At 29.6% G+C, this 12,179-nt stretch carries 8 protein-coding genes; 7 read left to right on the top strand and 1 reads right to left on the bottom strand.

Annotated features, from left to right (window positions below):
• Nucleotides 1–331 precede the first annotated feature (331 nt).
• The gene (locus CW731_RS09555; protein WP_100946512.1) at nt 332–1,210 is read left to right on the top strand and encodes a hypothetical protein; all 879 of its coding nucleotides are present in this window, start codon (nt 332–334) and stop codon (nt 1,208–1,210) included.
• 134 nt (nt 1,211–1,344) lie between these two features.
• Here the strand turns inward: CW731_RS09555 and CW731_RS09550 are convergent, their stop codons facing one another.
• Nucleotides 1,345–2,523, bottom strand: a complete 1,179-nt coding sequence (locus tag CW731_RS09550; protein ID WP_100946511.1) for an acyl-CoA dehydrogenase family protein — start codon at nt 2,521–2,523, stop codon at nt 1,345–1,347.
• Nucleotides 2,524–2,686: 163 nt separating this feature from the next.
• Here CW731_RS09550 and rnpA point away from each other — a divergent pair, with 163 nt between their 5' ends.
• The 6 genes from rnpA (at nt 2,687) to CW731_RS09520 (ending at nt 12,160) form a co-directional block, all read left to right on the top strand.
• Nucleotides 2,687–3,085, top strand: coding sequence for a ribonuclease P protein component (rnpA, locus tag CW731_RS09545; RefSeq protein ID WP_100946510.1), 399 nt, complete (start codon nt 2,687–2,689; stop codon nt 3,083–3,085).
• On the top strand, nt 3,066–4,700 hold the full coding sequence (locus tag CW731_RS09540) for a S41 family peptidase (protein ID WP_100946509.1): 1,635 nt from the start codon (nt 3,066–3,068) through the stop codon (nt 4,698–4,700). The genes rnpA and CW731_RS09540 overlap by 20 nt, the downstream gene beginning before the upstream one ends.
• 27 nt (nt 4,701–4,727) lie before the next feature.
• Nucleotides 4,728–6,416, top strand: a complete 1,689-nt coding sequence (locus tag CW731_RS09535; RefSeq protein ID WP_100946508.1) for a hypothetical protein — start codon at nt 4,728–4,730, stop codon at nt 6,414–6,416.
• Nucleotides 6,417–6,439: 23 nt separating this feature from the next.
• Nucleotides 6,440–7,495 carry a hypothetical protein gene (locus CW731_RS09530; protein WP_100946507.1) on the top strand — a complete coding sequence of 352 codons (1,056 nt, stop codon included), beginning with the start codon at nt 6,440–6,442 and terminating at the stop codon, nt 7,493–7,495.
• A 689-nt stretch (nt 7,496–8,184) separates the two neighbouring features.
• Complete coding sequence (locus tag CW731_RS09525; protein WP_100946506.1) at nt 8,185–10,278, top strand: gliding motility-associated C-terminal domain-containing protein; 2,094 nt, start codon at nt 8,185–8,187, stop codon at nt 10,276–10,278.
• 1 nt (nt 10,279) lies between these two features.
• Nucleotides 10,280–12,160, top strand: coding sequence for a PorP/SprF family type IX secretion system membrane protein (locus CW731_RS09520; protein WP_100946505.1), 1,881 nt, complete (start codon nt 10,280–10,282; stop codon nt 12,158–12,160).
• Nucleotides 12,161–12,179 lie beyond the last annotated feature (19 nt).

Below are 12,179 nucleotides of genomic sequence, written 5' to 3'. Positions count from 1 at the left end.
CTTGTAATGCTGTTTGCTCAGAAAATTGTATAAAACCTAAAGGGAAATGTTGTAATAAGTACAAGAAAAAAGGTGTTAATTGTAAAAGATGCCCAAATATTTTATTACAGAAAGCTTCTTAATTTTTATCTTTTTTAAAGCAAAAGCTAAAATTTTTTCCATAAATTTTGAAGATCTAAATTCGTAAAAAAATAGACTATCGTTAGTTATTAATGTTTGTTTTGTTAAAAAATTAAATTTTCTATATCTTTTTTATTAATTTAATGAATAATATTTAAAACTTATGTTCGTTATTAAATTAATCAACCATTACCCTTAACCCCTAAAAAACATGAAACAAATTATTAAATTAATGACTTTAGCACTTTTACTTTCGTTGCAAAGTTGTAGCGAACAAGGAGTAGAAGAAACAGCACTTATAAATGCGAATGCCCCAGAAATGGGTCTTCTACCGAGTCATTTAAATAGTATGGACATAGCACATGATTGTGCTACTGTGTCTCAATTTGGCCCAAATTCTTATTGGTCAAATACACTAATAAATACTAGTGAAACAAATTTTTTAAAGCAACAGAATAATAATGCATCGAGCCTTTTTGGACTTAATAATGTAACTCTTTATTTTGCTGCTGGAAACGGTACTTTTAATGCATTATCTTTCGGGCCTCCAGGAAATTATATTATTTGGGGAGAAGAAATGTTAAATGGCGCATTAAATTACGGAAGAGCTGCTGTAGCATATATTGCTGCACATGAAGTAGCACATCAAGTACAGTTTAGACAAGGATACCCTTCTGTTACAGGAGCCTCTAATGTCGAGTTAGAAGCAGATGGTTTTGCAGGATATTTTTTAAGAAAAAGCTATACTTCAACTTGGTCTAACGTTATTCCAGCATATAACTTTTCTCAATCTATAGCGGGTGCTAATGGTTCTTCCCACGGAACGGCAGCTCAAAGACGTTCTTCTTTAAGGTTAGGATGGTTAATTGCTCAAGACAATACTTTGTCAAACAGAGATATCGATCGTTATTTTTTCTATTACTATAATAATTATGTAATTCCAGGTAAACTTAAATCTAGTAATGTTAAGATGCTTAAAAATATGGATGAGGAACTACACAAATTTATGCTAACTAAAATAGAAGAATTAAGTGATATTTATTCAGGAAAAATATCTGAAGAAGAATACGCTAACTTAGATAACAAATAAAATAATACTAATAACGGTAGTGGTTGGTTATTTATAAAGAGAGGTTTTAATAAATGCTCTTTTTTATTAAGAATTTTTAGTAAAAAGCGGAATTTCCTATAAATGGATTTTCCGCTTTATGCATTTTCTTATTTTTACTTAAAAGCATTTAAACCAGTAACATCTAAACCGGTAATTAAAAGGTGAATATCGTGGGTACCTTCATAGGTAATAACACTTTCTAAATTCATCATGTGACGCATAATAGAATACTCGCCAGAAATTCCCATTCCGCCTAGCATTTGTCTTGCTTCTCTAGCAACTTTTAAAGCCATGTCTACATTGTTTCGTTTTGCCATAGAAATTTGAGCAGAGGTTGCTTTTCCTTCATTTTTTAAAGTACCTAATCTCCAAGCCAACAATTGTGCTTTGGTAATTTCGGTTATCATTTCTGCTAATTTCTTTTGTTGTAATTGAAACTGTCCTATTGGTCTGCCAAATTGCTCACGTTCTTTAGAATATCTTAAAGCTGTATCATAACAATCCATTGCAGCACCAATTGCGCCCCAAGCAATACCATATCTTGCAGAATCTAAACAACCTAACGGTGCTCCAAGTCCAGATTTATTTGGCAATAAATTTTCTTTTGGCACTTTTACATTGTCAAAAATTAATTCACCTGTAGAAGAAGCACGAAGAGACCATTTATTATGTGTTTCAGGAGTCGAAAAACCTTCCATTCCTCTTTCTACAATTAATCCATGAATTCTACCTTCTTCATTCTTTGCCCAAACAACCGCAACTTGTGCAAATGGTGCGTTAGAAATCCACATTTTTGCACCATTTAATAAATAATGATCGCCTTTATCTTTAAAATTAGTTTCCATTCCAGACGGATTAGAACCATGATTAGGTTCTGTTAATCCGAAACACCCCATCCATTCTCCAGAAGCTAATTTTGGTAAATATTTTTTTCGTTGTGCTTCATTTCCGTAAGTGAAAATAGGATACATCACCAAAGAAGATTGTACCGAGGCGGTAGAACGCACACCAGAATCTCCTCTTTCTATTTCTTGCATAATTAAACCATAAGAAATCTGATCTAAACCTGCGCCGCCATATTCTTCTGGAATATAAGGACCAAAAGCACCAATTTCTGCTAAACCAGCAATAATTTGCGTTGGAAACTCTGCTTTTTGGGCATATTCTTCAATAATAGGTGTAACATCTCGCTTTACCCAATCACGAGCAGCATCTCGTACTAATTTGTGTTCTTCGGATAATAAGTCGTCTATATTATAATAATCTGGAGCTTGGAATAAGTCGGGTTTCATATCTTTAAAGTATAGTTTTAAACAAATCTATGAAATATTGTTTAACATTTAACAATATCTTAAGAAAAGCAATGTTTTAATAATTCTTAAAAATACGCAACTTTTTTAAAGTTAGCGATTAGAAATTGTTAAAAAGTTGTCGATTTCTAGTAAGTTTGTAAAGATGAGAAATACGCTAGGAAAACAAGAACGTCTAAAAAGTAAGAAGTTAATAGAAAAGCTTTATTCGGAAGGGAATTCTGTAAAAACTTTTCCTTTAAGAATGATGTATGTTCAAACTAAACATACATCAGATTTTCCTTGTCAGGTTGGTGTTTCTGTAGCAAAAAGGAATTTTAAAAAGGCTCCAGATAGAAATCGTTTAAAAAGATTGATGCGAGAAACGTATCGTTTACAAAAACAAATTGTCTACAATAATTTAGAAGAACCCTACGTTTTTATGATTTCGTATATTGGGAGAGATGAGATTAATTATGAAGAATTGTACTTAAAAATGGAGAAGCTATTAACGCTATTTATCAATAAAACAAAAAATACAGCAGATGAAAATATTCAACCTTAAAAAGAAAACCGTTGTTTTATTATTGATAGGAACTATTTTTCTAACCTATTCTTTTAAATCGAAGTTTTTTGAAGTTGCAAAACAAATAGAGATTTACAATACATTATTTAAAGAACTAAATATGTATTATGTAGATGAAATTAATCCTGCAGAATTTACAAATAAAGCAATTAAAAACACGCTTAAAGACTTAGATCCGTACACTAATTTTTACAATGAACAAGATGTAGAAACTGCAAAAATAAGAAGAGCAGGAGAATATGGCGGCATTGGAGTTGTGGTTTTTTACACCAAAAAAGGCATTGAAATAAGTGAAGTTTACAAAGGGTTTTCTGCGGATAAAGCAGGTTTAAAAGCCGGTGATATTATTGTTTCCGTAGACAACCAATCTATAAAAAATATGGAAAGAGACCAACTTTCTATGTTTTTAAAAGGAACACCAGATAGTAAATTTTCTATTGAAGTTGAAAGACAGGGGAATATTCTAAAAAAAGAAATAACTCGAGACAAAGTTGTTATCAATCCTGTGCCATTCGCAGAAATGATAGATGAAGAAACAGGGTATATTACGTTAACTCGTTTTAATGAAAAAGCGTCTTCTGAAGTAAAAAAAGCCTACAGAAAATTAAAGAAACAAGGAATGACCAAGCTTGTTTTTGATCTTCGTTACAACCCTGGAGGCTCTTTATTAGAATCGATTAGAATTTCTAATTTCTTTTTACCTAAAGGAAAAAAAATAGTTAGCACAAAGGCTAAAATAAAAAAGTGGAGCAACACGTATAATACTAAAGAAGAACCGTTAGATTTAGAAATACCTATTGTTGTTTTAATAAATGAACGTTCTGCATCGGCATCTGAAATTGTAAGTGGTTCTCTGCAAGATTATGACAGGGCTGTAATTATGGGAAAACGTTCTTTTGGAAAAGGTTTAGTGCAACGTTACAGAGAATTAATGTATGGTACGCAATTGAAATTAACAATTTCTAAATATTACACACCAAGCGGAAGATGTATTCAAGAATTAGATTATGAAAACAGAGATCGTAAAACAGGAGTGGTTCCTAAGTTTTCTGATAAAGGAATTAATGCTTTTAAGACGGCGAATGGTAGAACTGTTTATGATGGAGGAGGTGTAATGCCTGATATTGAGATTAACACATCAAACAGAAACGAAACTACAGAAGAGTTACTAAATACGAAAGCAATTTTTAATTTTGCAACGCGTTATTTTTATGAGAACCCAACTCTTGATAGTTTAGATAATTTCAATTTTAAAAATTCAGTTTTTGATGATTTTTCAGCATATTTAAAAATTGATACCACTTTTGTGACAGCCCAAGAGTCTTTATTTAAAAAAGCTTTTTTAGCTTCCAAAGAAAATAACATTCTAAGAGAATATAATCAAATAAGAGAGAAATTAGCAGAAGATAAAATTACAGAAATATCAAAAAATAAAGATATTATTTCAGTTTTAATAAAAGCAGAAATTTTAGAAAGGTATTTTTATAAAGAGGGTGTTTATATGCACAACTTAAAGTACGATAAAACGATCTATGAAGCAGTTATTTTGTTGAAAAATGAAGATAAATACGATAAGGTTTTATCAGGGAAATAGTATTATATTTGAATAACAAATTGCAATATGTCAGAAATTAAAAAAATAGCAAGAACACGCGCGCAAGAATCTACAAATGCTATAGAGAAATTATATATTTCTATGCGACACTTATTTAGTAGAGGTTTTTATAAACCAATGGGAATTTCGGGAGAAACCTTAAGAAAATCTTTACTTTCTTTACGACCAGAAATTTATGGGTCTATAGGAGAGGAAAGAATAGAATTAAGCGGTTTAACGTATGTTATCGAAAGACTTCCAGAAGGTATCGAAGAATGCCAGTATATTAATTTAACGGCAGATGAAGGGTATAAAAACTCGCATTTTAACTCAATTATTCCTCCAAAAAGAAGAAGAAATTGTTATAGAATAGATAAAGATCAAATGAATATTGAGATTACCAGAGGAAGGTCTGAAATCTATGATATTCTAACACACTTAACCTTCTTATTTATAGAGTCTCATAAAATTCAGGAAAGAGTTACACTAAATGATGGTGAAGATTTTACAAGAGAATGGAAACATTTGGAAGATATTGTACTTTATCAAAAAGAAGTTACAGAAGAAGAAAGGGAGGTTACTATTGCTCATTTAGGTAATATTTTAGGAAGAACTTTTGATGAGGTTTTAAGTATTTATAAAAATTTTTCATCGGAAGAAAATCCAGATCGCTTTTTTCAATTAATTTATTGGTTGGGTAAACTCGCAATTAATGAAGTTTTAGAAAATAATAAAAGAACGGTAACGTTTAGTTCTATTTTGGTAGAAGAAATAGGGCATCATATTTACGGTGAAATTTGGGCGAATGACATTAAAAAAGTTTTAAATGAGCATAGCTTACTAGAAAGACCAATACACATTATAAGTGCAAATATGCATAGTGTATTAAATTCGATATATGCAAAAAACGCATTGCCAAAAGAAGTAAAGGATTTAAAAGGGTTTGAATTGTATCAGGTTTTAAGTAACTCCGACAGTAAACCTTTGCAGAAAAAAGTGAAAGATTTTGCTTCTTCAAACGGACTTATTTATATCAAAGATACTTCTGGTACAAATATTAATGTGCAAGTAATAGATACTGCTAAAATAAATTTTGAAGTATTATCATTCGCTAAGAAAGAAAAGCTAGAAGATAACGCTGTTATTATTGTGATGGATTATGCTTTTGGTGAACAGGCCTTTGAAACAATGGATGAATTACTAAAACCTTACACTTGTAAAAAGAATACTAAAACGCATTTAGATGTAAAATCTGTTTCTATAATGGGTAAAGCGGGTATTTTAGAAGGAGGAAAGGGAGATATTATGATTCCTTCTGCACATATTTTTGAAGGAACAGCAGATAATTATCCGTTTAAAAATGAACTAACTAAAGAAGATTTAGAAGGCTTTGGTATCGAGGTTTTTGATGGTTCTATGGTTTCTGTATTAGGAACCTCTTTACAGAATAAAGATTTATTGAAGTTTTTTCATGATTCTACTTGGAATGTTATTGGGCTAGAAATGGAAGGTGCTCATTACCAAAAAGCAATACAGTCTGCCTCTAAAATTAGAGGAAATATATCTGGAGACGTAAAAGTAAGATATGCGTATTATGCATCAGATAATCCTTTAGAAACAGGAGCTACGTTAGCTTCTGGAGGTTTAGGGATGACGGGTGTAACACCAACATATGCTATAACACAAAAAATATTAGAACAAATTTTTAACAGTTAAACTGTTCATCAATAAAAAGAAAGATGCCAACCAATAAACAACCAAACAAGATTAACAATAATAACGAAGAAGAAGTAGATTTAGGCTCTTTATTTGTTATTATAGGAAAAGGATTTACGAAGTTTTTTAATTTCATTAAAGATTTTTTTAAAGGGATATTTCATATAATTATATCAGTATTAATTTTCTTGAAAGATAATTTTGTTAAAATTGGTGTTGCAGCAATTATTGGTTTAGTAATTGGTTTTGTTTTAGAGGTTAAAAAAGGTAAAACGTATGCTTCTGATTTATTAGTAGAGCCAAATTTTAAAAGTGCAAGACAGTTGTATAATAACGTGAAATTTTATAATGACTTGGTAAGGCAAAAGGACACTGCAAGAATTCAAAAAACGTTTCAATTAGATAAAGAAACTGCTGGTTCACTAAAGAAATTTACAATAGAGCCAATTGTAAATGAAAATGACATTATCAATTCTTATGACGATTTTATTCTATCTGTAGACACAACAACAGTAAAGAGTTACACTTTCGATGAATTTAAAAGATCTTTTACAGATTTAGATTATAAGATTCATAAAATACATGTTATTGCACAAAAAAATGATGTTTTTGATCAATTAGATGAAATTATCTTATCATCTGTAATGGATAATAAATACTTTAATCGGGTTAAAGAGTTAGTAAATGAAAACCTGAATAGAACAGATTCTCTTCTTCGCATGAATTTAGGACAGGTAGATTCTTTAAGAAGAATTTATATGCAGGTGATGTTAGAGGAAGCTAAAAAACAATCTAATGGAACAAGTATAGATTTAGGAGGTGAAAAAAGAACAACCAAAGAACTAGAGCTTTTTGAAACCAATCGAAAACTAAATGCTGAATTAGAAAGTGTAGTCCTAAAAAAATCTAATAAATATGAAGTTATAAATGTTATTTCTAATTTTCAGCCTATTGGTTATGAAATAAAAGAGATTACTAAAAATATAGCATTCCAATTAGCTGCTTTAGGAGCTTTATTCATGATTTTTGTATTGCTTTTAATTAAAGTAAACACTTATTTAAGTAGTTATAAAAAGTAAGAATGCAAGCGATTCTTATTGTTGGGGGAAGCTAGTTTTTTAGTAGATAATTTATTTTGAAATATAATTTTTCTAATGCGATTCACTTTTCGGCAGAGTTTTGTGTAGATAATTAGATTAAAATTCTTGAAACTCTTTTGAGAATTAATTTTTTTGATACCTTTCATTTACTAGATGTTGCTAAAAATCATCAAATGTACTCTCTAGATGTTTGTATAAAAGGTAAGGAAGACTGAAAGGTCTTAACGATTTGTTTACATAGGAAACTCGATACATTCCCAAGGATCCTTATTAAAAAGTGGTTATTTCAAGAGTTTTTTTAATACGATTAGCTAAGAATATAATACTGTTTTCTAAGTGTGATAATAAAAAATTAAAAGTTTTTGTTTCTTACTAGAATCTATATCTAAATAATAATTTGGGTTTCAAAACAATTGAAATTCAGTTAGCTAGCGTAAAATGATTAACCAAAGTTAAGCTACTGCAGTTTTTTAAGAGCTCCTAAAAGAGAATCTTTAATTCTTTATAAATCAAGATTAAATAAAGTCAACTAAAAACAGATTTTCATTTAAAAAAAATTACCTTTGTTAGATTAACCCCTTTTGCTAATTCTGTTAGTAATTATAAAATAAAAGATCATTAAAAAAAGAGCCCTAACTTTTTTATTAATTATTAATTCTTTTTTATTGGTGTCTCAAGAGCTTGAGAAGCCAGTATTAAGTTATACCTATGCATGTGCTAGTGCAAATTTTAATTCTTTCGAATTAGAAATAATATACAATACAACCTCTTTTAATAACGATAATGTTTTTACTTTAGAATTATCAGACAAAGACGGTAATTTTTCATCAGCTACTTCTGTAAAAACAATTACAAACCAAAACTCATCTTTTAAGTTTTCAACAACTTTTAAGATGCCTACAGATGCGCATGGAGAAGGTTATAAGTTAAGGGTAAGATCATCTTCCCCTGAGAAAATTAGTCCAGAATCTAACTCTTTTGAAGCTTATTATGTTACTTCAGAGAGACTTATTTTAAATAATTTTACAGATGTAATTTTATGTAATGGAGCGTCTAAAGAATTAGTGCTAAATATTACATCCGCATCTAAATATCAATGGTATAAAGACGGAGTTAAGCTTTCTTTAGGAGGTTCAACACTAACCGTTACAGAACCGGGTTTGTACTACAGTGAGATTTTTTATGGTTCTTGTTATGCGGCAGTTGTTTCTAATATGGTTGAAGTATCAATGCTTCCTGAGGTAGAAGTCGTAATAAAAGGAGACCCAATAGTCGAGGTGTGTTTAGATGGTTCTTATATGCTGGAAGCCTCTATTAATAATTCAGATTATATTTATTCTTGGTTTAAAGATGGAGTTAAAATTGCTCCTTTATCAGATTACTCTCCAACTTTTACAATTAAAAATAGCAGTGATTTAGGGAAGTATTATTTAGAAGTAGAAAATATAAATGGATGTATAGGTGTCTCTGAAGAAGTTGTAGTTAAGCAAGTTGCTTCAAGTTTTTCTATTACTCCGGTTTCTAGTATAGACTCTTTTATTTTAGATGGTGAAACAAAAACGCTAAAGATTGTATATGATGCGGTAAATGCATCAGTAAAATGGTTTAGAGATAGAGTAGAGTTGCCAAACAGTAATAAAGATCAAATTGAGATTACAGTACCAGGAATATATAAAGCGGAAGTAACAGGCGGTAGTTCTTGTGCAACTACGCAAGAATCGCCAGAATTTACCGTGAATGAAATTATTAAATTAACTGCTGTTGTAGACGTTGCTTCTAATTATGTTTCATGTAAATCTAATACTACAGCTATAGAAGTTAAGTCTATTCGCGCTTTCGATACAAATAATATAGAATATGTTGTAATTGAAAATCAATATACATATTTAGATTTTCAATGGCTTAAAGACGGCATTCTCGTGAATAATGAAACAGAAAAAGAGGTAAGCCTAGGTAACTTTAATCAAAATGGTGTTTATTCTTTAAATGTCATTATTGGAGGGGTAAAGAGTGTTTCAAACGAAATAGCAATTAAATTAAGCATACCAAATGTACTTATAACTTCATCATTAAGTTCAAATATAATTTGTGACAATACAATTCAACTAACAACAACAGAGAATTCAAATTATACCTACCAATGGTTTAAAAACGGTGTCTTAGTTCCTAATTCTAATCATTTTATTTTTGAAACAGAAGTATCTGGTATTTATAAGGTTAATGTAGCGGCTTTTGGTTGTAGTACAACGTCTGACGATATTTTATTAAATGATTTTGACACCTCTATTATTACTATAGACTCGCCATTAGATTTTATTTTAAATAGCGGTAAAACTAAAATAATTAATGCAAGCGGTGCAGATTCTTATGAATGGTTAGATAATAATGGAAACCTGTTAAGTGCTTTTTCATCAATAGAAATCAATAGTCCAGGAATTTACAATTTATTAGCAAAAGTTAATAATTGTGAAGTTCTTAAGATAGTAACTGTTTCTGAGAATGAAGAACAAGCAGTTCCTAATGCGCTTACATTAAATGGAGATGGTGTAAATGATGCCTGGGTTTTGTCAAATAAATATGCATTTAAGTTAGATGTAGAAGTTGAAATTTATAATGCGAATGGAAAGCAGCTTTTAAAAACTACAAATTACCAAAATGATTGGCCAAATAATCAAACCATTTCTAAAAGTCAATTGTTTTTTTACGTTATTAAACAAAAAGGTAAAATCATAAAAAAAGGAACTATTTCAGTAGTAAAATAATATGTTTAAAGCTTCTATTTATATTGCAGTATTAGTACTATTTACAAGTACAATCTTTTCTCAAAGTACACAAGAAGAATTGTATAATAATTTTTCATCTCATAATTTTTTAAAGCACAATCGGTTCTTTTTAAATCCAACTTTTTCTGTAGCAAGAGAGAACACAACATCTTTAAGCTTCTTAAGCAGAAATAAATTTTCAGATTTTGATGATTCACCTCAATTATATGTTGGAAGTTATTCTGGTCGAATTAGTGAAAAAGTAGGTGTGGGTTTAGGTGTTTTTCAACAAAATTATGGAATATTTAAGAACTTTGGAGTACTTTTAAATTATGGGTATCAAGTGAAATTAAGTGACAAGAATGCTTTGGCATTTGGCTTTAATTTTATGTATTCTAGAAACGGAATTGACCGAAGTAAAGTAGTTGTATCTAATCCAGACCCGTTTTTAGTAAACTTTCAGGAAAGACCAATTATTAACTTTCAGCCAGCTGTAAATCTTACTTTAGGTAATTTTGATTTGGGTGTGTTTCTAGAGAATTTAATGGATTATGACTTGAAAGCTTACGAGTTTATTACCCCATTTTCAGAAAAAACTTTTTCAGGACATTTAATGTATACGAAACCATTTAATAATAATGCAGGTATACTAAAAGATGGTAAATTTCAATTACTTAGTGTTGTTAGAAAACGAGGTAAAAGCGATGCCAGATTAACGGGTAGTTTGTTATTAGACCTACCTAAGGTAGGTTGGGTACAATCTACTTATGATGATTTATTTGGAGCGGCATTTGGAATTGGATTTAATCTTTCGGAAAAAATTTCAATTGGTTTTGTTTATGAAAAGGGAAAGAACAACTTAGGTGTTACAAACGAAATTTCATTAACATATTTTTTTGGAAAACATGATTATGTAAAAATAAATGAAGACGTATCTAGTTTAGAAAAAAATTCAGTTTTAAATAAATTAGCTGAGATAGAAGATAAAAAAATAAATGAATATCAAACTCGTCAAGACTCTATTAATCAAATTCAAAAAGAAGAAGCTCAAAGAAAGCATCTACAGCTTTTAAAACTAATTAAAAGTAATGAACAAAACAAACCGGTAGAAACTGTTTCGAATAAAAAGAGAGATTCATTAACAAAGAAAATTAAATTGCTTAAAAGCGATCCTCTTAAAAAAGAAGTACAAGTTCCGTTAAAAAAAGAAATTAAGAAAACACCTATTCGAAACAAAAAAATAGAAGTTAAAAATGAGGTATTACATAAGTTAAAGGTTTCAAATGGTTATTATGTAGTTGCAAATTATTATTCTAAAGAAAGTAATGCAAAAGTATTTATGCAATCTATGATAGATCGTAATTTTGATGCAAAGTACTTTAAGCATCCTAAAAAGAATTTCTACTATGTGTATCTAGATTCTTTTAGCAATAATAAGGATGCTCAAAAAGCAGTTTCATCAAAATTAAACAATAAGTATAGTAAGTTACTTTCTATTGTAAATGTAAATGATACTAAGGTTGGTGTTGTGGCTACTAATTCTTATAAAAAAGAAGAGAAAACAGAAAAAAGAACCATCACAAAACCATTGAAAAAGAAAAGTGAGAAACCAGTTAATATTAGAAAAATGAAGTCTAATGCAAACTCAGCACCTGGCTATTATTTGATTGTGAGTGTATTTTCTAAAAAGAAAAATACAAATCAATTTTTAGAAAAACTAACTAAAGAAGGTCTCAACCCTAAGTACTTTGTTTATCCCAAAAATAATTATAGATATATCTATTTATCAAAAGTCGGCACAAAGAAAGAAGCATTAGAATTATATTATTCTGATATAAATGGCAGTTATACAGATGATAAATGGATTATGCATATAGAGTAAAAAAAAGTAAATATTCCCT

The organism is Polaribacter sp. ALD11 (genome assembly GCF_002831685.1).
GTDB lineage: Bacteria > Bacteroidota > Bacteroidia > Flavobacteriales > Flavobacteriaceae > Polaribacter.
Note: the sequence above shows the minus strand (reverse complement) of the source record. Positions and strands in the feature narration are given on the sequence as shown.

What these genes read in the sequence shown, in the direction of transcription:
- CW731_RS09550 (WP_100946511.1), bottom strand. Translation starts at nt 2,523, where the DNA reads ATGAAACCCGACTTATTCCAAGCTCCAGATTATTATAATATAGACGAC.
- CW731_RS09530 (WP_100946507.1), top strand. Translation starts at nt 6,440, where the DNA reads ATGCCAACCAATAAACAACCAAACAAGATTAACAATAATAACGAAGAA.
- CW731_RS09555 (WP_100946512.1), top strand. Translation starts at nt 332, where the DNA reads ATGAAACAAATTATTAAATTAATGACTTTAGCACTTTTACTTTCGTTG.
- CW731_RS09520 (WP_100946505.1), top strand. Translation starts at nt 10,280, where the DNA reads ATGTTTAAAGCTTCTATTTATATTGCAGTATTAGTACTATTTACAAGT.
- CW731_RS09540 (WP_100946509.1), top strand. Translation starts at nt 3,066, where the DNA reads ATGAAAATATTCAACCTTAAAAAGAAAACCGTTGTTTTATTATTGATA.
- rnpA (WP_100946510.1), top strand. Translation starts at nt 2,687, where the DNA reads ATGAGAAATACGCTAGGAAAACAAGAACGTCTAAAAAGTAAGAAGTTA.
- CW731_RS09535 (WP_100946508.1), top strand. Translation starts at nt 4,728, where the DNA reads ATGTCAGAAATTAAAAAAATAGCAAGAACACGCGCGCAAGAATCTACA.